At 59.0% G+C, this 24038-nt stretch carries 24 protein-coding genes and 3 tRNA genes; 12 read left to right on the top strand and 15 right to left on the bottom strand.

Annotated features, from left to right (window positions below):
- Positions 1-97: 97 nt before the first annotated feature.
- A complete protein-coding gene (acpS, locus tag CGERO_RS08370) occupies positions 98-490 on the top strand; it encodes a holo-ACP synthase AcpS (protein ID WP_123934994.1) in 393 nt (130 codons plus the stop codon).
- Here the strand turns inward: acpS and CGERO_RS08365 are convergent.
- The gene (locus CGERO_RS08365) at positions 487-1146 is read right to left on the bottom strand and encodes a TetR/AcrR family transcriptional regulator (protein ID WP_123934992.1); all 660 of its coding nucleotides are present in this window, start codon (positions 1144-1146) and stop codon (positions 487-489) included. The two genes, acpS and CGERO_RS08365, sit on opposite strands and share 4 nt — an antisense overlap.
- Before the next feature lie 17 nt (positions 1147-1163).
- The gene (bcp, locus tag CGERO_RS08360; RefSeq protein ID WP_123934990.1) at positions 1164-1640 is read right to left on the bottom strand and encodes a thioredoxin-dependent thiol peroxidase; all 477 of its coding nucleotides are present in this window, start codon (positions 1638-1640) and stop codon (positions 1164-1166) included.
- A gap of 94 nt (positions 1641-1734) precedes the next feature.
- On the opposite strand from bcp, the gene CGERO_RS08355 reads away from it, so the two are divergent.
- Positions 1735-2010 carry a DUF3618 domain-containing protein gene (locus CGERO_RS08355; RefSeq protein WP_123934988.1) on the top strand — a complete coding sequence of 92 codons (276 nt, stop codon included), beginning with the start codon at positions 1735-1737 and terminating at the stop codon, positions 2008-2010.
- 96 nt (positions 2011-2106) lie between these two features.
- On the opposite strand, the gene CGERO_RS08350 is transcribed toward CGERO_RS08355, so the two are convergent.
- The 3 genes from CGERO_RS08350 to CGERO_RS08330 form a co-directional block, all read right to left on the bottom strand.
- A complete protein-coding gene (locus CGERO_RS08350; protein WP_123934986.1) occupies positions 2107-2670 on the bottom strand; it encodes a nicotinamidase in 564 nt (187 codons plus the stop codon).
- Between the two features lie 167 nt (positions 2671-2837).
- Positions 2838-3059, bottom strand: coding sequence for a tyrosine-type recombinase/integrase (locus tag CGERO_RS10885; protein ID WP_164470290.1), 222 nt, complete (start codon positions 3057-3059; stop codon positions 2838-2840).
- Positions 3060-4188: 1129 nt separating this feature from the next.
- Positions 4189-4261: transfer RNA gene (locus CGERO_RS08330), tRNA-Lys, on the bottom strand.
- A gap of 504 nt (positions 4262-4765) precedes the next feature.
- On the opposite strand from CGERO_RS08330, the gene CGERO_RS08325 reads away from it, so the two are divergent.
- On the top strand, positions 4766-5878 hold the full coding sequence (locus tag CGERO_RS08325; RefSeq protein WP_123934984.1) for a L,D-transpeptidase: 1113 nt from the start codon (positions 4766-4768) through the stop codon (positions 5876-5878).
- A 475-nt stretch (positions 5879-6353) separates the two neighbouring features.
- On the opposite strand, the gene CGERO_RS08320 is transcribed toward CGERO_RS08325, so the two are convergent.
- The 6 genes from CGERO_RS08320 to CGERO_RS08295 all read right to left on the bottom strand — a co-directional run bounded on the left by CGERO_RS08320 (position 6354) and on the right by CGERO_RS08295 (position 10578).
- Positions 6354-6429, bottom strand: a tRNA-His gene (locus tag CGERO_RS08320).
- A gap of 50 nt (positions 6430-6479) precedes the next feature.
- Positions 6480-7109 carry an oligoribonuclease gene (gene orn / locus CGERO_RS08315; protein ID WP_123934982.1) on the bottom strand — a complete coding sequence of 210 codons (630 nt, stop codon included), beginning with the start codon at positions 7107-7109 and terminating at the stop codon, positions 6480-6482.
- A 26-nt stretch (positions 7110-7135) separates the two neighbouring features.
- Positions 7136-7936, bottom strand: a complete 801-nt coding sequence (cmrA, locus tag CGERO_RS08310; RefSeq protein ID WP_123934980.1) for a mycolate reductase — start codon at positions 7934-7936, stop codon at positions 7136-7138.
- Positions 7937-7997: 61 nt separating this feature from the next.
- Positions 7998-8252 carry a helix-turn-helix domain-containing protein gene (locus tag CGERO_RS08305; protein WP_123934978.1) on the bottom strand — a complete coding sequence of 85 codons (255 nt, stop codon included), beginning with the start codon at positions 8250-8252 and terminating at the stop codon, positions 7998-8000.
- Positions 8252-10198, bottom strand: a complete 1947-nt coding sequence (gene feoB, locus CGERO_RS08300; protein ID WP_123934976.1) for a ferrous iron transport protein B — start codon at positions 10196-10198, stop codon at positions 8252-8254. The genes CGERO_RS08305 and feoB overlap by 1 nt, the downstream gene beginning before the upstream one ends.
- 38 nt (positions 10199-10236) lie before the next feature.
- Entirely contained in the window at positions 10237-10578 is a 342-nt protein-coding gene (locus CGERO_RS08295; RefSeq protein WP_245998818.1) for a FeoA family protein, read from the bottom strand.
- Between the two features lie 141 nt (positions 10579-10719).
- On the opposite strand from CGERO_RS08295, the gene CGERO_RS08290 reads away from it, so the two are divergent.
- Positions 10720-10793 (top strand) — tRNA-Arg (locus CGERO_RS08290).
- 63 nt (positions 10794-10856) lie between these two features.
- On the opposite strand, the gene CGERO_RS10765 is transcribed toward CGERO_RS08290, so the two are convergent.
- Positions 10857-11177 (bottom strand): hypothetical protein, encoded by a 321-nt coding sequence (locus CGERO_RS10765; protein ID WP_123934974.1) that lies wholly within the window; start codon positions 11175-11177, stop codon positions 10857-10859.
- Positions 11178-11372: 195 nt separating this feature from the next.
- On the opposite strand from CGERO_RS10765, the gene CGERO_RS08280 reads away from it, so the two are divergent.
- The 6 genes from CGERO_RS08280 (at position 11373) to ald (ending at position 18199) form a co-directional block, all read left to right on the top strand.
- Entirely contained in the window at positions 11373-13424 is a 2052-nt protein-coding gene (locus CGERO_RS08280) for a bifunctional copper resistance protein CopD/cytochrome c oxidase assembly protein (protein ID WP_123934972.1), read from the top strand.
- A 175-nt stretch (positions 13425-13599) separates the two neighbouring features.
- Entirely contained in the window at positions 13600-14070 is a 471-nt protein-coding gene (locus CGERO_RS08275) for a single-stranded DNA-binding protein (RefSeq protein WP_123934970.1), read from the top strand.
- A 134-nt stretch (positions 14071-14204) separates the two neighbouring features.
- Positions 14205-15875, top strand: coding sequence for an energy-dependent translational throttle protein EttA (gene ettA, locus CGERO_RS08270; RefSeq protein WP_123934968.1), 1671 nt, complete (start codon positions 14205-14207; stop codon positions 15873-15875).
- A gap of 167 nt (positions 15876-16042) precedes the next feature.
- Positions 16043-16465, top strand: a complete 423-nt coding sequence (locus CGERO_RS08265) for an acyl-CoA thioesterase (RefSeq protein WP_245998817.1) — start codon at positions 16043-16045, stop codon at positions 16463-16465.
- Between the two features lie 20 nt (positions 16466-16485).
- The gene (locus CGERO_RS08260; protein ID WP_123934965.1) at positions 16486-17040 is read left to right on the top strand and encodes a DUF8185 domain-containing protein; all 555 of its coding nucleotides are present in this window, start codon (positions 16486-16488) and stop codon (positions 17038-17040) included.
- A gap of 85 nt (positions 17041-17125) precedes the next feature.
- The gene (gene ald / locus CGERO_RS08255; RefSeq protein ID WP_123934963.1) at positions 17126-18199 is read left to right on the top strand and encodes an alanine dehydrogenase; all 1074 of its coding nucleotides are present in this window, start codon (positions 17126-17128) and stop codon (positions 18197-18199) included.
- Here the strand turns inward: ald and CGERO_RS08250 are convergent.
- A complete protein-coding gene (locus CGERO_RS08250; protein ID WP_123934961.1) occupies positions 18196-19080 on the bottom strand; it encodes a DMT family transporter in 885 nt (294 codons plus the stop codon). The two genes, ald and CGERO_RS08250, sit on opposite strands and share 4 nt — an antisense overlap.
- Before the next feature lies 1 nt (position 19081).
- Positions 19082-19471: a globin gene (locus CGERO_RS08245; protein ID WP_123934959.1), complete on the bottom strand. Its 390-nt coding sequence runs from the start codon at positions 19469-19471 to the stop codon at positions 19082-19084.
- 107 nt (positions 19472-19578) lie between these two features.
- Between CGERO_RS08245 and CGERO_RS08240 the strand changes: the two genes are divergently transcribed.
- Positions 19579-20730, top strand: a complete 1152-nt coding sequence (locus CGERO_RS08240; protein ID WP_123934957.1) for a cystathionine gamma-synthase — start codon at positions 19579-19581, stop codon at positions 20728-20730.
- On the opposite strand, the gene pepN is transcribed toward CGERO_RS08240, so the two are convergent.
- Positions 20727-23339, bottom strand: coding sequence for an aminopeptidase N (gene pepN, locus CGERO_RS08235; RefSeq protein WP_123936078.1), 2613 nt, complete (start codon positions 23337-23339; stop codon positions 20727-20729). The genes CGERO_RS08240 and pepN overlap by 4 nt on opposite strands.
- Positions 23340-23410: 71 nt before the next feature.
- On the opposite strand from pepN, the gene CGERO_RS08230 reads away from it, so the two are divergent.
- Positions 23411-24034 carry a DsbA family protein gene (locus CGERO_RS08230; RefSeq protein ID WP_123934955.1) on the top strand — a complete coding sequence of 208 codons (624 nt, stop codon included), beginning with the start codon at positions 23411-23413 and terminating at the stop codon, positions 24032-24034.
- The last annotated feature ends 4 nt before the right edge of the window (positions 24035-24038 follow it).

The raw sequence follows: 24038 nt of genomic DNA, 5'->3' as shown, positions 1-24038 counted from the left end.
CCGCACGCGCCCCGAAGCCCCGCCTTTTCGATGCTCTTAGCAAAGTTCAAGAGGCGGGGTTTTCCTTTCGGCTGAAAAGCTATGCAACACTGACACCATGTTCATCGGCACAGACATCGTGGCCATTGAGGCATTTCGCCAACAACTTGCAATGCCAGGCAGTAGCTTCTTGGAGGTGTTCACCGCACAGGAGCTCCGCGTAGCCAACGCGCGCACCGATCGTGCCCAACACTTGGCGGGGCGATGGGCCGCCAAAGAGGCGCTGGTGAAAGCCTGGGGGCAGTCACTCTATGGCCGGCCGCCGGTGCTCGCAGATACGCCCGAGTTGTGGGCGCTGATTGAGGTGGTGCCCGATACCCATGGGCGCGTTGCGTATCGGCTGCATGGGGACGTCGAAAAGCTTCTGCGTGAGGCCACGACGGCGCTGAGCATTTCCCATGACGGCGACTACGCCATCGCCCAATGCCTGCTCAAAGTAGGGGATAGTTAGGAGGGCTGAGCTGCGTCGAAGAGGTAGGCGAGGATCATCCGCTTGATTTCGCGGACCGTGACGTCAAAGCGTGCGTCCTCGGTGACGGCAAAGTTCAACAGGGACGTCATGGTGTGGACGAGAATGCGGGCGAGGTCGCCGCGTTCTTGATCGCTGCGCTGGGGTGCGAGTGGTTTGAGCACCGAGCCTAAGAGTTCGATCAGCGGAAGTTCGGTGGCTGCGGCGGTGGCGCGTGTGGCGGGGGTGGATTGCACCGCGTGCCAGACCGCTCGACGCGAGGGATCGGCGCGCCACATGAGTGCGAGGTGGTCGATGAGTTCGTCGAGCACCATCGGCCACTGAATGCCCGGCATTTGTTCAGCGAAGCGTTGCATCTCGGCGATCGCGCTGGCGGTGTCCTGGCGGTCAAGTTCGCAGATCAACACATATTTGTTGGCGAAAAAGCGGTAGATGGTGCCGATTGGTAGTGTCGCGCGCTTGGATACTTCGTCGAAGGTGAAGGACTCGAATCCGCATTCCACTAACACTGTCCGCGCGGACGTCAGAATCTTTTCAAAGGTTTCCCGGCTGCGTTGTTGCGCAGGCCTGCGCCGGGGTAGCAGAATGTCGCCCCGGTTTTGGTTGGTCGTCTCACCAACGGTTGGATCCTTCGCCATCGCCGCCGCCTAGAAAGTTAGGAGGAGGGGAGGTCGCGGATCAGGCGCGCGACGTGGCCCGTTGCTTTGACGTTGTATTGCGCCACGCCGATGGTGCCGTCGGATTCGATGAGGAAGGTGGAGCGGATGACGCCCTGGACGATTTTTCCGTAGTTCTTCTTCTCGCCGAAGGCGCCGTAGGCCTGCATGACGTCCTTAGTTTCGTCGGAAAGCAAGGGGAAGGTGAGCTCGTGATCCTCGCGGAACTTGGCGAGTTTGTCGACCTTGTCCGGCGAGATACCCACCACAGCAATGTCTTGGTCATTGAGCTGAGTGAGCGAATCGCGGAAGTCGCACGCCTCTTTGGTGCAGCCTGGGGTGTTGGCGCGCGGGTAGAAGTAGACGATGACGCGCTGCCCGCGGAAGTCTTCAAGGCTGGTGGTGCCACCCTGGTCATTGGGCAAGCTGAAGGCTGGGGCTTGGTCGCCGGGCTGGAGGCGGATTTGTTCAGTCATGGCTTCAAAGGATACCGGCTTCTTGGTTTTTGCTGTGGTGGTATTAAGGTATAAGAAGATTTCAATTAACGAACTCAGCTAGGGAGTCCCTCACGTGGCACGCAACATTGATGATATCCAGCGCGACATCGAGCGCACCCGCCGTCAGCTCGCCAGCACCCTGGACGAAATTGCTGATCGCTCCAAGCCCGCCAACTTGGTTGACGACGCCAAAACTCAGGCCACCGCAAAGCTGAAGGATCCGCAGGTGCAAAAGACCCTCATGGGCATCGGTGCCGCTGTGGCTGGCCTGGTGCTTCTGGGTGTAGTTCGCGGACGTAAGAAGAACAAGGACCTCAAGGAATTGCAGCGTCTGCTGGCAAACCGCTAAGCGCATTCTTGGCAGCACTGAGCTTTTCGACGATAAAAGCCCACGTGCTGCTTTTTGCCGCCCCCACACGGGGGCGGGCGTGCGCGATGGGGAGGTTTAGGCCAGTTGGGCGCCCGAGCCCACCATCTCCTGTAAAGCAGCTTCGCCGGATTCCTCACTCACCGGGGCGCATAGCTCGGTGAGCACGCGCACCTCAAAGCCTTCCTTGAGTCCGTCCAAGACGGTCGCTCTGACGCAATGATCCGTGGCGATACCGACAACGTCGATGATGTCCGCGTCGTGAGCACGCAGCCATTCCGCAAGCGGCGTGCCCTTATCCTTGGGCTCGTTCGTGCCCTCAAATCCTGAATAGGCCGCTGCATACTGGCCTTTATAAAAAATTTCCTCAATCGGCGCGGTATCGAGATTCTGGTGAAATTCGGCGCCTAGAGAATCCGCCTTGCAATGGACAGGCCAAGAATCCTTGAAATCCGGCGAATCGGAAAAATGATCGCCCGGGTCGATATGCCAATCCTTCGTGGCGACGATCGCCCCATAACGATCGCTGTGCTCGTGCATATGCTGCGTAATTGCCTGTGCCACCTCGGCTCCACGCTCAGTGGCGAGCGAGCCGCCGGGGCAGAAATCATTTTGGACGTCGACGATGACGAGAGCGCGCACGTCCCCTCCTCACTGTTGGTTCTGATGTGGTGAACAGCTTGGCACAAGTGGGCGGGCGTGTGAAGGGGTGTGTGAAATTACGGTGTTGTTTTTTGGGTCGCATCTGGCGGATCAGTCCCACCTGAGCAGTCAACGGCGAAAAGCGGGAGCTGACGGCCAGCACAGAGTCAGAGGAACTCCGAAAACGCCGCTTCCATTCGCCACCGCAGCTGACCCAAGTCTGCGTCAAACAGGCTCGCGTAGGTATCCAGAGTCATTGCCGCCGAAGCGTGCCCCAGTTGGCGTTGTACAAGCTTCACATTCGCCCCAGAAGAAACCATCAATGACGCGGCGGTATGCCCCAGATCGTGCAACGTTACTCGAGAAATGATCAGTCCGGCCCTTCGCACCGTGCGACCGCCTGCTGGAACCAGTGATTTTTCGAATATGGCCGTTTAATTGGTTCGCTTGTCGACGAAAAAACCCCGCCATTGGTTTTTCCTCGCGCACTGCTCACGGAGCATGTCAAATACGAAAGCGGGTGCTGTGATTGAGCGGACCTGTTCAGTCTTTGGGGTGCCCACAACGGTTTCGCCATCAATCCACACGGCGTTTCGTGCCACTCGAATCCGGTACTTTTCAAAATCCACATCTCGCACCTGGAGTCCTGCCAGCTCGCCGAATCGCATGCCAGTTGTGCCGAGTGTCCACAACACCTCCGGATATTTGAAAGCCCTAGCTAACGCCGAAAGCTCAGATTCGGTGAGAAATCGTGGGGGGCTGATCCTTCTTCGGTAGTGGGAAGCCGCGTGCCGGATTCCTTTTGATTATTTGTTCAGTCACGGCAAGAGATCCAGCGTGCTTGCTAGGAGCGTGAGGCAGTGACGTTTCGAGTATCCGCCATCGGCTCCGTAGCTCCATCCCATCGCCGCGCGCTGTTCCGGCTTGCATAGTCCGGCACTTCAATGTTTGCCAGCCAGATACGCACATCGATCTGGCGGACATCGGTGGCCTTCGTTCGCCCCCACCGTGGGAGGACATGGCCATTGGAGACAGTTGCTAGGCGAGCGCGCCAAGAGGGTTTCCACTCCGCGATTGTGAAGAGCTGCTCAACCAAATCACCAACGGTGAGGTTGGCCTGCTCTGGGGAGAGCTTATGCCCCTCACGCGTATTGACGGCGTTGCAATCCGCCCATGCCGTAGCTGCGGTCTTGGTGGGGAATCCTTGTTTGGTGCGCGAACGCCCATCCGGTGTTCGAAACTGGACGCGCCATGCAATTCCTTTGGCGGTTGTGTATTTCCTAATTGAAGCCGCGAAAAGCTCTCCTCCACTATGCGATGGTGGTTGTGCAGTAATCCCTTGATTAGTAGCGGGGACTGCCGGTGCATCGCCACTGAAGAGAGAATGAGGCGCGCGTTCTCACGACACAGCTACGATAATCTTGAACAGATCAGTGCAACGTGGCAGGTGAAAAATGGCTTGTAAAAACGAAGCACCCCCAGCAACCAGACGAGACCTGAATACTGGGGGTGAAAAAGTGCGCCATCAGGGACTCGAACCCCGAACCCACTGATTAAGAGTCAGTTGCTCTACCAATTGAGCTAATGGCGCATCATGTACAGCTTGAACTCTTGTTCCTGCTGTGCAACGAAGAAAAATATAACAACGTGAACTACAGATTGCAAAATCGCCTGGTGATCGCCCCTTTTAATCCGCGTTTGAATGCTTGCTCGTGATGGATGGGTTTCGTGGCGTCGAAAAGCTATTGCCGAACCAAATACGGGGAAAATGTGTTCGAAATCAACGGGGTAGGCTTGGAGGTGTTCGTGCATAGTGTCAATCAGCCGTAAACCCCCGGTTTGGCCCGGGATCCGCCTCCCTAAAAATTCTGAATGGCGGGGTAGGTCTCGGAGGTCTTTCTGGAACATAACAATGTGCTAACGCTTAGCGTTCTGAGTGCAATGTTTGAAGCTATGAGGTTTACGATTGGAAACGCTGCGGCGAAAGTCGCGCGAAGTGACAGCGATAGTGAAGGCTAGTGAAGTTGTGAAATTGCCAAAGGCAAATGTTGGACGTGCTCGATTTTCGAAGGTTATTGGTGCCTTCGGGCCTGCCATGTTACTAGCGTCCTGCACCATTGGTGGTGGCGGATCCAGCGACGGTCAGGAGCAACAAGCTGAAGAGAAGAATCCTCCAGCGGTAAACGTGAAGGATGATGCTGATTCGGTCAGTCCAATTAAGCCTGTTGAGGTTGAGTCGAAGGGCGATGGCCTGGACGAGGTCACCATGACCAACGAAGAAGGCAATGAAGTTGACGGCAAGATGGCCGACGACGGAAAAAGCTGGACCAACGATGAGGTCCTAGGTTATGGACGGACCTACACCATTGTCGCTAAGGATAAGAATGGTGAAACCACCAAGAGTAGCTTCACCACGCTCGCACCGGACTACACCGCCTACGGTGCACTTTCCCCGGCTGAAAACGCCGAAGTCGGGGTGGGGCAGACTATCGCTGTGCGCTTCCCGTACGCCATTGAAGATCGCAAAGCCGCTCAGGATGCCGTAAAAGTAAAGACCGAACCGGCCGTGGAAGGCGCCTGGTATTGGTTGAGTCCTTATGAAATGCGCTGGCGTCCGGAAAACTACTGGGAGCCCGGAACAAAGGTGAAGGTCAACGCAGATCTCTACGGCAAGGACCTCGGTGGCGGAGTTTATGGCGAAGCGGACAACTCCACAGAATTCACCATCGGTGACCGAGTCGAGGCCGTGGCGGACGACAACACCAAGACCATGACGGTCTACAACAATGGCGAGGTCGTGAAGTCGATGCCCATCTCAATGGGATCGAATCAATGGCCAACTCCCAACGGCGTCTACATCATTGGTGACAAGAATCCCTCGATGATCATGGATTCAGAAACTTATGGTTTGTCGCATGAAAACGGCGGATACCGTCTGACCGTGAATTACGCAACGCAAATGTCCTATTCCGGCATCTACGTTCACGCCGCACCGTGGTCGGTTTGGGCACAAGGCAGCCAAAACACTTCCCATGGCTGCATCAACGTCACGACCGAATATGCGAAGTGGTTCCAGGATTACGTCAAGCGCGGCGACATTGTCACGGTGAAGAACACCATCGGCGGCGTTCTCGATGGCGCAGATGGCCTAGGTGACTGGAACATTGACTGGGAGACCTGGAAGAAGGGCAACGCGGACCAAAACTAACCTCGCGGCTTCACGGTACGAGTTGAGGAGCGGATCACTGCTGATCTGCTCCTTTTTCGTTGCTGTGAGCGAGCGTATCGGTGCGGGAGAGCTTGGAGGGCGCTGCAGCTTTTGGCCTTCGGTCGGTGAGACGAACCGGTTGAAGAGTTCAAGATTCTTGAACGCTCAATAATAGTAAACGTTTAATTTTGCTAAGGGCTCCTTCAAACTGCGAGTCCGAAAATGCAGTCGAACTATCCTCCCCCCCCCAAAAAAAACCGTTCAAGTGGGAACAGCGCACTTTCATGATTGGTCATTTAGGCGGGATGCAGCTTCAGAAGAGCCCCAGTGAATGGGAGGTCGTGTGAAATCAACTAGCCCGATTTCGATAATGAACCAAACCTCCCGGGACGACGAAAGAAATCACTCCAACCATTCCGAGGATTTGCCGCATGAAAAAGAGGGCCGAAAGTAAAAACTTTCGACCCTCCACTCTTGGGGTGGCTGACGGGGCTCGAACCCGCGACACCCAGGATCACAACCTGGTGCTCTACCAACTGAACTACAGCCACCATCACCGCTTGAAAAGCAGCGATAGCAATACTAACTCATGCCTCCAACATTACAAAAACTGCTGGTAAACCCGGGTGCTTTCCTGTGCTGCCTGCTCTGCTTCCTCGCTGGTGGTATCGGCGCGGAATAGGCTGCGGCGGTAGTAGTCCAGCTCGCGGACAGATTCCACGATGTCAGCGAGCGCGCGGTGCGCCATGCCTTTTTCGGGCTGGCGATAATACACGCGGGGAGCCCAGCGCTTGGCCAGTTCTTTGATGGAGGACACATCGATCATCCTGTAGTGCAGGGCATCATCGAGCCGCGGCATGTGTTCGCGGATGAAGGAGCGGTCGGTGGCGATTGAATTGCCGGCCAAGGGTGCTGGTTGATCGGCGGGGCAGTGCTGCGCGACCAGTTCGAGTACCGCGTCCTCGGCTTGGGAGAGCGTCACGGGCGAGTTGCGGATTTCGTCGATAAGCCCTGAGGAGGTGTGCATATTGGTGACAAAGTCGTCCATCTGTGCCAACTCTTCTTCGCTGGCGTGCACCACCAAGTCCACGCCCTCGCCCAAAATGTTGAGCTCGGCGTCGGTGACCAGTGCCGCCACTTCTACGATGACGTGCCGATCGGGGTCTAGACCCGTCATTTCGAGGTCGATCCACACCAGGCGGTTATCTTTGGGCGAAAGCGTTTCAGACATACCCCCATCCTAACTTTGCTCGAAAGTTAGGAGAGGTTGGAGTAGAACTTGCCCATCACCGGCGCAAGCACGGCGGTCGGCGCAACGGCTGAAATGGCATTCATGGCTTTGGAAAGGGGGCCTGGAACGACGCGTCGCTTGTTTTTCGCCATCGCTTCGAGGGTTTCGCGTGAGCAGGATTCGTAGGTAGTCCAGAGGAAATCGGGCACCACTTTGTCCACGATGGATTGTTCGGCTTCTGGGATTTCTGCTTCTCGCACGGGACCGGGCGCAAGCAGGGTGCAGGTGACGCCGGTGCCTTTGAGCTCGTAGTGCAAAGCCTCGGTGAAGGCGTTGACGCCAGCTTTGGTGAAGACGTAGGTGGCGTTGTTGGGGATGGGCACGTTGCCGGCTGCGGAGCCCACGTTGCAGATGGCGCCTTCTTTGCGCTCGAGCATGCCGGGCAGTACGGCGTGGGTGAGTTCGAAAACGGCGGTGGCGTTGAGCTCGAATTGGGTGGTCTCGTAGTCCCAGTCCTGGTCTTTAAATGGCCCGAAGCTGGCGATGCCGGCAGAGTTGATCAGGATATTGACCCGCGTTTGTTCAAGCTTTTCGACGAGCCCCCGGCGATCATCCTCATCCGCCAAGTCGCAGGGGCAGGCGATGGCGTTCACGCCGTGTTGTTGGCGAAGCGTTGCTGCTATCTGTTCGAGCAGTTCAGCTCTGCGTGCTACGAGCACCACGTTGTACCCCATGCGAGCGAGGTCTGTTGCCATTGCTTTGCCGATGCCTTGGCTTGCGCCGGTGATGACGGCGTAGGCGTCGATGTCTTGTTTGGGCAGTGCCATGAATGCTCCTTGCAGGATCAGTGTGGTGCCGGTTGAACCCGGTTAGGCAGTACCCATCATCTTATCGCTTGGGCGGCGGTGCCTTGAGCGTGAGTGTGGTGAGCCCGCGCCCGCAGGTGGCCCCGCTGCCGGAGCATGACATGGCGCAACCTGCGCACGCTGATTGATCCCTGCTGCTGCTCAGGTAGCCGGTGGAGACGAGGTGTTCTAGGGCCGCGTCGACGGTGCTTCGGCTGAGTCCGGTTGCGCGCTCGATGTCGGTGGCGGTGCGTGCGCCTTCTCGCATGGCGTGGGTGATGGCGGTCAGTGGGCGCATCAGAACCAGATCTTCAAAACATTGAATACGATCACGGCGAGGATCCACGCGGATGTGAGCTGAATGCCTACTCCTGCGAGCATCCATTTCACGCCGATTTCTCTGCGCTGGGCGGCGAGCGTGGCTACGCATGGGGTGTATGCCAGGAGGAACACCATGAATGCCCACACCGCCGCGATCGTGTGCCCACCGGATGCTTGGGTAAAGTCCTGGCGCACCGCGTTGGCAAGGGGCGAAGATGCCTGGTCTTCTGGGGCGGCGTCGGTGACGTCGTCAAGCTGATAGGTCTGAGCCCATGAGGAAATCACCGCTTCCTTGGCCACGAAGCCGGTGAGCAAGGTGCCACTGATGGACCAGGAACCAAAACCGGCCGGTTCAAACACAGGCGAGATGCCTTCGGCCACGGCGCCGTAGACGCTGTTTTGGGTGGGGAGAGCCTCGTCGGCGAAACTGTAGCCCGAAACCACCGGCGTCGATTGCAGCAGGAACACCACAGTAACGGTGGCGACGATGATGCCGCCCGCAGTGTGCAGGAAGCCTTTGAGGCGAACCCACATTACTGAAAGCGCGAGTCTGAACCCCGGCAACTGGTAGACAGGCAGGTCAATCACCAGCGGTTCTGCGCCCATGCGGCGCCACAGCGTGTGCTTCATGCCAAGGCCCACGAGCACCACCAGCGCGATGGAGATGCAGTACATGGCAAACACCACGCTGCCTGCGTGATCCGGGAAGAACGTGCTGGCCAGCATCACATACACCGTCAGGCGTGCGGAACATGAAGTGAACGGGATGAGCAGGGCGGTGAGCAAACGCTGGCGCGGTTGTCCTAGCACTCGCGTTGCAGAAATCGCCGGCACGTTGCAGCCGAAACCAACGATGAGTGGGATAAATGCCTTGCCCGGCAGCCCGATGGATTTCATGAGTCGGTCGGTGACGACCGCAGCGCGCGCCATGTAGCCGGAATCTTCAAGTACCGCCAAGATGAGGAACATCAGGGCCATGAGCGGGGCGAAAGTGAGCACCATGCCCACGCCGCCGATGAGCCCGTCCACGATCAAGCCGCTGAAGAAGGGATGCGTGAGCCCGAGCGCCTCGAGCGCCGAGCGTGCTAGATCGCTGACCGGGCCGCTGAAAAACGCATCCAGCGCATCCTGCAGCGGCGCGGCAACGGTGGTAGTGATCTGGAAAACGAGCCACATACACGCCAGGAACATCAGCGGGCCAGCTACCGGGTGCAGCGCCACGGCGTCGATCTTTTCGCTGGCAGTTTTCTCCTGCTGCTCTTTACTGCTCAGCGCGGCCGCTACTGCCTGTTCCACCCATTCGAAGCGATCATCGGCGAGCTCGAAGGCGTCCTCAGTGTGCACCTGCCGCAGTGTGCGCTTTGGCCGTTGCAGTTCCGCCGACACCACTGTTTCAATTGCGGCGAGATTGCCTCGGCGACGCGGATCGACGGCAACAACGGGTACGCCTAAGACTTGTCCTAGCTTTTCGACGTCCACCTCGCTGCCATAGCGACTGCCCACATCGGATTTGGTGATGATCACCACGATGCGGTGGGCTTGTTCGGCGAGCTGCGCCACCATGTAAAGACTCCGGCTGAGCGCGGTCGCATCAACCGCCACCATCACGAGATCCGGACGATCATCCTCGGCGCACTCCACCACGAGATCCCTGGTCAGCTCCTCGTCTGGACTGATGGGGTCCAGGGAGTAGGCGCCGGGAAAGTCAATCACGTCATAAGTTCCGGCGTTGGTTTTCCATGCGCCGCGGCTGACCTCAACGGTGGTGCCCGGCCAGTTGCCCATCTTCGCCTTAGCTCCTGTGAGCCCATTAAACAGCGTGGACTTTCCGGCGTTCGGCGCTCCCACCAGCGCAATGACTGGCGCGCCCTTGGGTGCAAGGTTGGAGCCGTGGCTTTCGCTGTGGCAAGTAGATCCGGACATAGGAAAAATGCCCCTTTGACTGGAGGAGGTGTTGGGTCTTATGCCGCAGTGACGAGCAATTCGCTGGCAGTATTGCCGTCGATTGCATAACGAGTCGTGCCGATCTTCAGCACCCGGCCCCCGGAGCTAATCTTTTGGGTGACGGTGACTTTCATGCCCGCACGTAACCCCAGTTCGGCGAGACGCCGCTGTGTGGTGGGGGAGAGGTTGATCTCGGAAATACGAGAAATCTTGCAGCTATTGCCGCATGGCACGTTGCAGAGTGCAAAAGTTTCGGGCTCACCGTGGCATTCTTGGCAGGTTTTGGAGCCGGGGGCGCATGTGGGCGCGGGATCGGTGAGACGTCGCTGGATGCTGTTCGCGAGTGCTCCGAACATCATGGCTCCTAATTCTGCTGTTGTTGTGACACCCTAAGCCTACATTGGCTTACCTTAGTTGAGTAAGCCTTGCCTATATGTGATTGCTCACGGGGCTTTGCGTGTTTGGGATGCTTGAAAATGGTGCGTTAGAATTCTCGACATGCCTCCATAGCTCAGTGGATTAGAGCAGTCGGCTTCTACCCGATTGGTCGCGGGTTCGAATCCTGCTGGGGGCGCAAAATGGGGCCGGAAACTTGGAGAAAGCTTCCGGCCCCTTCGGTTTTTAGAACATGGCGATTTCAGGCACAGTTGTCGGTGCACTCATCCCAGTGATCCTCGTGCTTGTGGTGCAGGTGGCCGTCGTGCAGGTAATCGATGTGGTCGCCGTGGGGGATGGCGACGTGGCCGCAGCCTTCGCCGTGGGTGTGCTCATGATCCTGGTGGATCTCGTGTTCGGCGGAGCAATCAGTGTGGCCACACTCATCCCAGTGATCCTCGTGCTTGTGGTGCAGGTGGCCGTCGTGCAGGTAATCGATGTGGTCGCCGTGGGGGATGGCGACGTGACCGCAGCCTTCGCCGTGGGTGTGCTGATGATCCTGGTGGATGGTGTGGTTGTTCATGAATGGATCCTTTCGTTGTGTTGCTGTGCAGTTGCCGAGCCGCAGGTTCAGCGTTGCAAGAATCACTTATGCTAGCGCTATTGATAATCAAATGAAAACACCAGGGGTGTCCATTTCCTCGCTGATACCTCCTGCCACCAAGCGGTAGCTACAGGGGAGGTGAGGGGTTCGAACTCTCGCGATAGGGTAAGAGTCATGCCTTCGACACAATCGGCCCCATCCTTTCGCTCTACCTGGCCGCTGTACATCATGTTCACCGTGGTGGCCGGCATCGTTGGGGCCATCATCTCTTGGGTATTTCTCGCCGAATCGCTCGCCGCACTCGGCGTGCCGGACCCGGGGCCGTTCACCACCGCCGGCCTGCCATTTTTCCGCGCCGCCGGGTGGATGCTTGCGGCACTGTCGGCCGGATCCTTCATGGCATCGACCTTCTTCTTCGCCCCGCAGCCCGCGCCCAACCTGCTGAAAGCCCGGTTATCCGTCGATGGGGCACTGGCTACGAAAACGGGTGCGGTAGCAGCTCTGTGCTTTGGGCTTATCGCTTTGTTGATGATTCCGATGGTGCTTTCCGACGTCTCCGGCCAGCCATTGGGCGAGGCGATCCGACCGGCCATGTGGCCCACCGCACTATCGCGCGTTTCCGCGGCGTTGGCGTGGATGTGGTCCGCCGTTATCGCATTCGTGTTGGCGGGTGTGTCACAGTTTTCGCGCCATTGGCGCACACAGTTCTTCTGGTTCTTGGGTGCTATCTCGATGGTGGTGCCGCTCGGCCTCGAAGGGCATTCCGCTGCCGGAGGTGACCACGACTACGGCACAAATTCTTTGCTGTGGCACCTCATTTTCATGCTCTTGTGGGTCGGCGGCTTGATGGCGCTGATTGCGCACGGACGTCGTTTGGGACCCGGGTTGCCAATAGCCGTTTCGCGATACTCCACGGTGGCGCTGTGGGCGGTAGTGGTCATGGCGGCCTCGGGCGTGATCAACGCGGCGATTCGCGTTCGTTTCGAGGATCTTTTCAGCACTGGTTATGGACGGTTGATCGTCGCAAAGTTTGTCCTGACTATGGTGCTGGCGCTGGTTGGTTTGGCGCACCGCCGATGGTCCATTCCCAAGCTGAAAGCGGCCGATACCCGGGGCAGGGCTTTCGTGCGGCTCTCGATCGTAGAAGTGATCATCATGGCCGCTACCAGCGGAGTCGCGGTTTCTTTGGGGAGGACGCCACCGCCACCGCCGCGCGTAATCGATTTGACGCCCATGGCTCTCGAAATGGGTTACAACTTGCAAAAAGCCCCCACTTTTTGGGGCGTGTGGACGGTCTGGCGCTTTGACATCATGTTCACCACCCTCGGTCTTATCATGGCCGCAGCCTATGCCTACGGTTTATACAAGCTGAAGTCGCAGGGAAAGACGTGGAAGTGGCAACGCACGTTCTGGTTCATGCTCGGATCGCTGGGCCTTGCCGTTGCGATGAGCTCCGGTGTGGGCCTCTACATGCCGGCGATGTTCTCCATGCACATGGTTGCCCACATGGTGCTTTCTATGGTGATCCCAGTGTTCCTGGTGCTCGGTGCGCCAATGACGCTGGCGCTGGAAGTGCTGCCCGAAGGTAGCGAAGAGCAGCCGGGAGCTCGTGAGTGGCTCCGAGCGTTCCTAAACTCGAAAACGTTGCGTTTCTTCATGCATCCCGCAGTGAACACCATTCAGTTCATCACTATCTTCTACCTGCTGTACGTAACGCCTTGGTACGACGTCATGGTGTCAGAACACGCCGGGCACCTGTCCATGAACTGGGTGTTCCTTATTTCCGGCTACCTCTATTACTGGGAAATGATCAGTCCGGATCCTCGTCCGGTGAAGAACTCAGTGCTCAGCCGATTGGGGTGGCTGGTGTTCTCCATGCCCTTCCACCTGTATTTCGGCGTGTATCTCATGCAGCTCTCCACGGTCCTCGCGGGCGATTTCTATGAGACCCTCGATCTTCCGTGGCCGGTAGACCTCATGCATGATCAGAACGTCGGCGGCGGTATAGCGTGGGCCTCCGGTGCATTCCCGCTCATGGTCGTCTTCGGCGCGCTCTTTTTGGAGTGGCTGCGCGAGGACAAGAAAGAAGAGGCGGCCTATGAGCAGCACGTTGAAGATGAAGGCGAGGATGAGCTCGCGGCGTACAACGCTATGTTGGCGCGTATGGAATCAGGCGAATCTGACGCGGTGAGCCAATACCACGAACAGGAGTTTCGCGCCCCTTAGTCCCAAAAATTTCTCCCCGCTGTTGATGGCCGCGCCAGGTTCAAATGATTGCACCCGAAGTTGTCCACAGCCACCAGAGCAAAATTCGCCGTTGGTGGCGGTGTGCATCGAAGCCGCGTGATGATAGGTGCACCGGGGCACGAGCCTCGGAACTTCACTTATCGAGGGGGAAACCATGCACACTCAAACCACGATCATCGGCAACCTCGTTGATGATCCCAGGTATTTTCAATTCAATAACGGCGAAAATGAGCCGGGCCACAAGGTCACGTTCAGGGTAGCTTCGAGCCGTCGCCGCCTGCGCCACGTCGGCGGGCAGGAGGAGTGGTATGACGCCGATCAGCTCTTCATCAATGTGGAATGCTGGGGTGAGCTGGCGATCAATGCCAAGCGTTCTTTGCGCAAGGGACACCCCGTGATCTGCTTGGGTCAATTGGTCACCAATTCATGGGGCGAGGGTGATGCGAAACGTTCCGACATTGTGCTGCGCTCGAACCACGTTGCCTTCGAGTTGAGCCGTTATGTCGTTGGCTCCAAGCGCACCGACGCCCAGGAGCACGTTCCGGACAAGGATCTCAACTTCGCAGATCTCGGCGAGCCAGACAAGATCATCGAAGGCAAGAAGGAGGAGGTTGCCCCGTTCTAGCAAGCTTTTCGACGCACCACCGTCACCTCGGTGCGCCGGGTTGCTTCGCCCCGCCGGGGGAGTTCGCTTCGATGCGGTAGCCTGAGAGATCGAACGAAAATCTCTCAACGAATCACGAAGGGGCGAAGCTCTCCATGGGTGAATTCATCTACACGATGAAAAACGTGCGCAAAGCCATCGGTGACAAGGTCATTCTCGACAACGTCACCATGGCTTTTTATCCGGGCGCCAAGATTGGTGTTGTAGGCCCAAACGGTGCAGGTAAGTCTTCAATTCTGAAGATTATGGCCGGTTTGGATCAGCCCTCAAACGGCGAAGCTTTCCTTGATCCTGGTGCTACCGTCGGCATTCTTCTGCAGGAACCGCCGCTGAATGAGGAAAAGACCGTTCGCGAGAACGTGGAAGAGGGGCTCGGCGAGATCTTCCAAAAGAAGCAGCGCTACGAGGAAATCGCCGAGCTCATGGCCACCGACTACTCGGACGAGCTCATGGAGGAATTCGGACGCCTGCAAGAAGAGCTCGACCACGCCGATGCTTGGGAAGTGGACTCCAAGATTGAACAGGCAATGGAAGCGTTGCGCTGCCCGCCTTCCGACGAGCCGGTAACTCACCTTTCCGGTGGTGAGCGCCGCCGCGTCGCGCTGGCAAAGCTACTGCTCTCTGAGCCTGATCTGCTACTGCTCGACGAGCCAACCAACCACCTGGACGCCGAAAGCGTGCTTTGGCTGGAGAAGCACCTTGCCGATTACAAGGGTGCTGTGCTGGCCGTTACCCACGACCGCTACTTCCTCGACCACGTTGCTGGCTGGATCTGCGAAGTTGACCGCGGCAAGCTGTACCCATACGAGGGTAATTACTCCACCTACCTGGAGAAGAAAGCAGAACGCCTCGAAGTCGCAGGCAAGAAGGACCAAAAGCTGCAGCGTCGCCTCAAAGAGGAACTCGCTTGGGTTCGCTCTGGTGCGAAGGCTCGCCAAGCGAAAAACAAGGCCCGTTTGCAGCGCTACGAGGAGATGGCTGCGGAGGCTGAGCAGTACAAGAAGCTCGACTTCGAAGAAATCCAGATCCCGACCCCGCCCCGCCTGGGTAACCAGGTGGTTGAGGTGAATAACCTCACCAAGGGCTTCGACGGCCGCGTGCTGATTAAGGATCTGAGCTTCACCCTTCCGCGCAACGGCATCGTCGGCGTGATCGGCCCCAATGGCGTGGGTAAGTCCACGCTGTTCAAGACGATTGTTGGTTTGGAAGAGCCGGACTCTGGTGAAGTCAAAGTTGGCCAAACGGTGCAACTGTCCTACGTGGATCAGGGACGCGAAAACATCGATCCCGAAAAGACAGTGTGGGAAGTGGTTTCCGACGGTCTGGACTACATCCACGTCGGCCAAAACGAAATGCCATCACGCGCCTACCTCTCCGCTTTCGGTTTCAAAGGCCCCGACCAGCAGAAGCCATCCAAGGTGCTCTCCGGCGGTGAGCGCAACCGCTTGAACTTGGCGCTTACCCTCAAACAGGGCGGCAACTTGATCCTGCTCGACGAGCCAACCAACGACCTCGACGTCGAAACCCTCAGCTCGCTGGAAAACGCGCTGCAAAAATTCCCCGGCTGCGCCGTGGTGATCTCCCACGACCGCTGGTTCCTTGACCGCACCTGTACCCACATCCTGGCCTGGGAAGGCAACATCGCCGAAGGTCAATGGTTCTGGTACGAAGGCAACTTCGAAGACTATGAGAAGAACAAGGTCGAGCGCCTCGGTGCCGAGGCTGCGCGCCCAAGCCGCGTGACGCACCGCAAGCTCAGCCGCTAGCGCAAGCTGCGAACCAACCCCTCCTAACTTTGCTCGATTGTCAGGAGGGTTTTGTGTTGCCGAAGTGGACACGCGGAATGTTTTGCTAAGCAAACAATATGGCGGTTAGGGTAACTGAGTTCTACTGTTGGGAAACGACGAAACGTCGAGTAAAGAAAGCTGACTACATGTCCACAACCGCACAACCGTTCATCCATGAATCCCGTATTCCACTGCGGTGGGGAGACTATGACCGCTACGGTCACATCAACAACGCCGCCTATATTGAACTGGCCCAGGAAGCTCGGATTCGTTGGTCCAATGATGAATTCGGCGCGGAGGGTCACGAGATTCCGCCGGTGTTTGTTCGCAAAATTGAGGTGGATTATCTTCGCCCGCTCACCCCAGGTGCGATTGAGGTGCGCATCGACACGGTTGTCACCAATATCGGCCGCTCGTCGTTTACCACCCGTCAAAATGTGTATGACCAACAAGGGCATGTGTGTGCCACGGTGCACACGGTGCAGGTGGCTATCGACTTGCCCACCGCGAGGCCGCGTCAGATCACTGAGCGCGAGTTGAAAGTGCTCACTCGCGGCCACACCTCCTAACTTTGAGCCATACTGGGGAGGTGTTTATTCCTCAGGGTAATGTTGCGGCGATTCTTCGCCGCGCGCTTCGCTTTGATCAGCAGGCGCTGGCGCGTATCCGGCCGGTGGGGCAGGGGGCTGAGCTCTTCGTCACTACTCCTTTTGATCCCTTGATAGCGTTGCGGGTGCCCGAGGCGCCTGCGGGGGTAATGGCTGTTGCTGATGTGCTCACGGGAACCGGCGGCGCGGATCGGCAGGCAAGTTGGCCGGGTGCCTTGCCGCCTGAAAATTTTGAGCTTATCGACGAAATTCCTGGCGTGGTCGTCGAAAAGCTTGTGCAGGCCGGCCGTGACGAGGCGAAAGCGCACAGTGGGCCGTTGGGTGTGCCGCGGAATTTGCTTGATCAGGCGGTACTCACGGTTGAGGGGCGTGCATTGCCGCTGCGGCTGCTGTTTGCTTGCGATGCTTTCGGGCTGATTCCACCCTCAGAGTCTGCGGTTTCGCGGGTGCTTCGAGTGAGTGCGGCGGGCCGGTGGGTGCGTCTCGATTCTGTCATTGCGAGCGCCTACTACAGCCCGGGGTTACCCCTGTTGTAGTTGATCTGATTCACATGCTTCAATGGTGGTGTCCTGAATCACTTGCGCTACACCCAGGGCGCACAGACAACTGCGGAGAAAACATATGCGCATTGGTATTCCAAAAGAAGTAATGAATCGTGAAGGGCGCGTCGCCCTCGGCCCACAGGGGGTTCGCTCCCTGATCGCTGACGGGCACAACGTGCTGGTTCAAGAAGGAGCCGGCCTCGGCGCCGCTATGCCCGACAAGGAATTCGAAGCTGCGGGCGCCACCATCGTCAGCGTCGAAGAAGCTTGGGATACCGATCTCGTACTAAAAGTGAAAGAGCCTCAGGAGCAGGAGTTCCCATACCTGCGCAACCAAACCCTCTTCACCTACCTGCACCTCGCGGCCTGCCCAGCCGTCGCCGACGCGCTGCAAAAAGCCGGCACCACCTCCGTCGCCTACGAGACCGTTACCGATGCCCAAGGTGGCCTGCCGCTGCTCGCACCGATGAGCCAAGTTGCCGGACGCCTCGCCGTCATCGAGGGTGCGCACCACCTGCTCAGCCCGCAAGGCGGACGCGGCGTGCTCCTTTCCGGCGTGCCCGGCACAAGCCCCGCCAAAGTGGTAGTCATCGGCGGTGGGCAGGTCGGCGCCAGCGCCGTCGCCATGGCACACGGCCTGCGCGCACAAGTGACCGTCCTCGACGTCAACGCCCGCACACTCAGCTACTTCGACGACCTCTACCACGGCCAAGTGCGCACCATCATCTCCGACCCCGGCTCAATCCGCGAAGAACTCCTCGACGCCGACCTCGTCATCGGCGCAGTCCTCGTCGCCGGAGCCAAAGCCCCGGTCCTCGTGCCCGACAGCCTCGTCGAAGAAATGAAACCCGGCAGCGTGCTTGTCGACGTCGCCATTGACCAAGGCGGCTGCTTCGAATCCTCACGCAAAACCAGCCACGAAGAACCCACCTTCAAAGTCGCCGACTCCCTGATGTACTGCGTCCCCAACATGCCAGGCGCCGTCGCCAACACCTCCACCCGCGCCCTCGCCTCCGCCACCCTACCCTACGTCCGCGCCCTCGCCGAAGGCGGACTCGACCACGCGATCAAGCGCTACCCAGGGCTCGCCGAGGGGGTAATGACCCGCGAGGGGACTCTCGTCAACGAAACGGTGGCAGCCGCCCTCTCCTAACTATTGCCCAAAGTTAGGAGGGAGACGCCAGCAATCACCGTCGCTAGCCCGGCGATCTGCCGGGCATTCACCTTTGCCCCGCGCGCTCTGTCGATGAGCACGCTGGCGAGCATCATGCCGCTGAGTGTGGCCAGTACGGTGAGGCCGGTGCCGATGCGTGGTGCAAGGAGGGCGTTGGTGCTGACGAAGATGGCGCCGAGGAGGCCGCCGGTCCACATCCACAAAGGTTGAGTATTTTGAGTTATCCACAGATTTGGGCGCCATCGCAGTCCGATGTTGATAACTAGGAGGGTGGCGGTTCCCACGGCGAAGGAAATGAGCGCGGCACTGATTGGTGTGTCGAGGCTCATTCCTAGTTGTCCATTGATGGCTGATTGTGCGGCGAGGCACATCCCGAATCCAATGCCGGCGATTTGGAGGGGCAGGTGGCGTTCTTGGCCGCTGCTTTTCGGACGCCAGACGCAGGCGAGCACCCCAAGCATCACGACGCTGGCTCCTAGGATGCGGGTGGGGTCCGCGGGGAGGACGGGGGCGTCGAAAAGCCCGAAATTGTCGATGATCATGCCGGCTATGATCTGCCCGCTGATGGGCAGGATGACGGTTTGCACAGCGCCGAGCTTGGGAAAGAGGAGGATATTGCCGCTGAGCGCGATCACGCCGAGTGCCCCACCGGTGAGCATCCACGGTGGCTGGGCGCTCACTTCGCTGAGGTTCGGAAGTGCGCCCATCATGAGCGTCACGATGAACAGCGCCACTGTGCCGACGCTGAAACTGACCAGCGAAGCGGATAGTGCGGTGCCCGTCGATCGACTGAGGCGGGAATTTGCGATGGTCTGCAGCGGCACGAGCGCGCCGGCGATCACCCCGATGAGCAGCAGCATCTCAGCCTGCCGCGTTGATGAGCATGTACGCGACCCGCTGCATGTGTTCGCGCATGGCAGCTCGCTGTGCTTCTCCTAACTTTTCGACGTCCACGTCATCAATCGCGGCGTCCATCAGCTCCAACCAGCGCTGCGCAGCCTTGGAGTCAATGTGAAAGTGTGCGTGGCGCATCCGGAGGCGAGGGTGCCCGCGCTGCTCCGAATAATCGGTAGGGCCGCCCCAGTATTGGGTGAGGAACATTCGAAGGCGCGCCTCGGCGCCCTCCCAATCATCTGCCGGGTACATAGGTCCGAGGATGTCGTCTTCGCGCACACGCAGATAAAAGCGGTGCACCACTTCATCGAAGGTCGCTTGGCCTCCGACGGTGTCAAATAGCGTTGCTTGGCTCATGGCGTCAAGCTTAGAGCGGATTTTTATTCACCCCACACACGCCTACTGAACCGCTTGGTCTAGTATGTGGTGTCACACCCGACAACGACTAAACAAAGGATGACGCCATGACTCAGGGCTTTTCCACCGCCGCCATCCACGCAGGCTACGACCCAGATTCCCTCTACGGGCCGGTTAATACACCCATCTACGCGTCCACCACCTTTGCCCAAAACGGCATTAACGAGCTTCGCGGAGGCTTTGAATACTCCCGGGTGGGCAACCCCACCATCGCCGCACTTGAACGGACCATCGCCGCACTTGAGCGCGCCCAATACTGTCGCGTCTTCGCTTCTGGCATGGCCGCTACCGACGTCGCGTTGCGCGTCCTGTTGCGCCCCGGTAAGCACATGATCCTCGGGCATGACGCCTATGGCGGTACCTTCAGGCTCATCGACAAAGTCTTCGGCGAGTGGGGCGTGGAATGCAGCGTCGTCGACACCACACAACCCAATGCCGTCCACGACGCGCTCCAGGACAACACGGCCGTAGTGTGGCTGGAAACGCCCACCAACCCGGCGCTTGGCATTAGCGACATTGCGGACGTCGCAAAGCAAATCGAAGGGCACGCCGCCAAACTCGTGGTCGACAACACCTTCGCCACCCCCTACCTCCAGCGCCCCCTCGAACTTGGAGCCGACGTCGTGTTGCACTCCGCTACCAAATACTTAGGAGGGCACTCGGACGTCGTCGGCGGCGCGCTGCTCACCAACGACGAACAATTCGACGAACTCGCCTACGGTTTCCAAGGCGACGCCGGCGCCATCAGCTCGCCCTTCGACGCCTACCTCACTGCCCGCGGCATCAAAACGCTCGCCGTCCGTATGGAACGCCACTGCGACAACGCACAAGCCATCGCCGAACACCTCGAAGCCGACCCCCGCGTGGCCAAAGTCTATTACCCCGGCCTGGCTTCCAACCCCGGCTACGAGGTAGCCAAGAAGCAGATGCGACGCCCCGGCGCCATGATCTCCGTCCTCTTCCACAACGAAGAAGCCGCCAGAAGCTTCTGCCTCAACACCAAGCTCATCCTCTTGGCGGAATCCCTCGGCGGCGTCGAATCGCTCGTCGAGCACCCCGCCAGCATGACCCACCAATCCGTCAACGGCTCCGCGTTGGAAGTTCCGCGTGAGCTCGTGAGGATTTCGGTGGGGATCGAGGACCTGGAGGATCTGTTGGAAGACATCTCCTCCTCCCTCCTAACTATTGAGGACAGTTAGGAGAGGTCTGCTGCGCGATTCCGCAGCGCGCGCTGCTGATCGGCGAGTCCTTCGGCGATAACGCGGCGCAGGCCGGCGGGCAGTTCGCGTTCGAGGAAGGTTTCGGCGCGTTGAGTGGCCTTTTCGCTGATGTCCCAGCCGGGGTATAGGCCGGTGACGGTGACAAGGGCGACTTCCGAAGACATGTCGCGCCACAGGGATTCGGCGGATTCGAAGATGGCGTCGTTGAGCCCTTGCAGCGCGTGCGTGGAGGCTGGGGCGCGGAGGCCTTCGATCTTGTGGCGGCGATACAGGTTCGACATCGTATTCGCCGGGTCCGCAAGTTCATCGAACACGGCGCGCTTGACCTCCGGGTCTGGCTGCGCCGCGTGGGCCTTCAGCGCAAAGAGTTTCGCCGCAGAGGTTGGATCCTTGGCCAGCAGCTCTTCAATTCGCTTTTCGACGTCCGCGCCTTCAACCCGACCGTTCGCAATCAGTGCGCTCAGCAGTTGCCAGCGCAGATCCGTGTCGACGACCACGCCGGGGATGCCGGAGGTGTCGTCGACAAGCAATTGCTCGAACAGGCTTGCCGTGGAATCGGAAATTTCGAGGTTGGCCAAAGTGAGGAGGAAGGAGAGTTGCTTGTCGCTGCCCGGCTCGGCATGCCTCGCTCCCTCGAAGCAAATGCGTTCGAGCAGCTCACGGCCCTCGTTGCGCGCCCACGTCGGGTCGGCGTAGAAGTGCAGGGCGCGCCGAGCCTGCAGCAGGACGCGCTCGAGCACAGCAATTTGATCCTCCCCGCGAGCCCCGCGTTCGACGAGCGCCAGGAAATCGCGGGATCGCATCGCCCCGGCGCGCGTCGCCTCCCACGCTGCTGACCAGCACAGGGTGCGGGGCATCGCGTCGCTGATCTTATCGATGTTGTTCAGGACAAAATCGCGCGAGCCCTCATCGAGCTGCATGAGGCAGTAGGTGAGGTCGTCATCATTGACGAGCACCAGATCCGCGACCTCGCATCCAACGAGTTCGGGCACGGGGGTCACAGCGCCCTCGACATCGATCTCGACGCGCTTGAACCTGCGCACCTGATCGCCTTCGAGGCGGTAGAGACCGACGGCCACGCGGTGGGTGCGCAGCTCGCCAGCGCCGGGGGCTGCGGGGCCTTGGTGGATTTCAAACTTCGTATACTCTCCTAACTTTTGCTCAAAGTTAGGAGAGAGGGGGTTGACGCCCGTGGTCTTGAGCCATTGCCCAGCCCACCCGCTAAGGTCCCTGCCCGAGGCGCTTTCGAGCGCTTCGAGGAGATCGCCGAATGTGGCGTTGCCGTAGGCGTGCGTGGCAAAGTGTGTGCGCACCCCGGCGAAGAAGGCATCGCGCCCGACGTATGCTTGGAGTTGTTTGAGTACGGAGGCGCCTTTGGCGTAGGTGATGCCGTCGAAGTTTTGCTCGACGGTTTCGATGTCGCTGGCGTCGGCGGTGATGGGGTGTGTGGTGGGGAGTTGGTCTTGTTGGAGTGCCCAGGACTTTTCGACGTTGGCGAAGGTGACCCAGGCGTTGGTGAATTCGGTGGCTTCGGCTTGGCTCGTGGCTGCGGCCCAGGTGGCGAAGGATTCGTTGAGCCAGAGGTCGCCCCACCACTGCATGGTGACGAGGTCGCCGAACCACATGTGTGCCATTTCGTGGAGGATGGTGTCGCAGCGGCGTTCGTAGCGGTAGTCGGTGACTTTGGAGGTGAAAATGTATTCGTCGCGGAAGGTCACGGCGCCGGCGTTTTCCATGGCACCCATGTTGAATTCGGGTACGAAGAGCTGGTCGTATTTGCCGAAGGGGTAGGCCATGCCGAAGTTGGCATGGTAGAAGTCGAAGCCTTGTTTGGTTTGTTCGAAAAGCTTGTCGACGTCTAAATGTTTCGCCAGCGAGGCGCGGCAGTAGATGGACATTGGGATGCTCAGCTCGTGTGGCTGTTCGGCCGGCGTTTCTTCATGGTGCGTCAGCGTGCCGGTCCACTCATCTGATACCTCGTGGTATTCGCCCGCGCACACTGCCACCAGGTAGGTGGACAGGGGATAGTCGATGCGTGAGCGGTGGACTTTGGCCTCGCCTGCATCGGTGACTTCGCTGGCCGCGTTGGTGACGACTTTCCAATGCTTCGGCGCGGTGATTTCAAAGTCGTAGGTGGCCTTGAGGTCGGGCTGGTCGAAGCACGCGAACATGCGCTTCGCGTCGGCGGTCTCGAACTGGGTGTAGAGGTACACCTTGTCGTCTTCCGGGTCGACGAAGCGGTGCAAGCCTTGGCCGGAGTTGGAGTAAGGGATCGTGGCTTCAACGACGAGCTCGTGCTCGCCCGCAGCGAGATCGAGGGCAATTCCCTGAGATTCTTCGTAGACGCCACCGCGCACGGGGACGGCGGTGTCGGTCACGTCGACGTCGTCAAGCACCACTTTGTGCACCACGCGCGCGCGGAGATCGATGAACGTCTGCCCCTCCGCCAATGCTTCGAAGGACACCAACGTCCGGGATTCAAACGTTCCCTGCGAACTCGTGAGATCCAAGACAATGCGGTAATTGCGCACGTGCAGCAACTCCGCGCGGCGCTGCGCCTCCTCGCGGGTCAAGTTGATTGACGACACGATCTTCATTTCCTCCTACAATCGGGGTCACATTCCCCTCCTAACTTACGCAAGGAATTCCGAGAGAGACGATGAGTGAAAAAGTAACGTTCTGGTTCGACGCCACCTGCCCCTTCTGCTGGATAACTTCGCGATGGATGAAGCAGGTAGAGCAGGTTCGCGACGTCGAGGTGCACTGGGTGCCGATGAGCCTCGGTGTGCTCAACGAGGGCCGCGAGGAACTTTCCGACGACTACAAGGAACACATCAAAGCAGCGTGGGGCCCTGCACGCGTTGCCACGAAGGTGGCGCTCGAAGCCCCGGAGCGCCTCGACGATTTCTACACCGCCATCGGCACCAAACTGCACAATGAGGGCCAGGGCGGCCGCCACGGGTTCGGAGCCTACGACGACGTGATCGCACAAACCCTCGATGAGCTCGACCTGAATCCTGCGATAGCGGAAGTGGCGAACACGGAGGACGTCGACAAGCAAATGCGCGAATTCCATCAGCAAGCCATGGACGCGGTCGGCAACGACGTCGGCACCCCCGTGCTCAAACTCGGAGACGCCGCCTTCTTCGGCCCCGTCCTCACCCGCATCCCCAAAGGCGAGGAAGCGGGCAAGCTTTTCGACGCCTCCGTCACCCTCGGCAACTACCCCCACTTCTTCGAACTGAAGCGCTCGCGCACCGAAAACCCACAATTCGACGCGTAGAATA

This window comes from Corynebacterium gerontici, assembly GCF_003813985.1.
GTDB lineage: Bacteria > Actinomycetota > Actinomycetes > Mycobacteriales > Mycobacteriaceae > Corynebacterium > Corynebacterium gerontici.
Note: the sequence above shows the minus strand (reverse complement) of the source record. Positions and strands in the feature narration are given on the sequence as shown.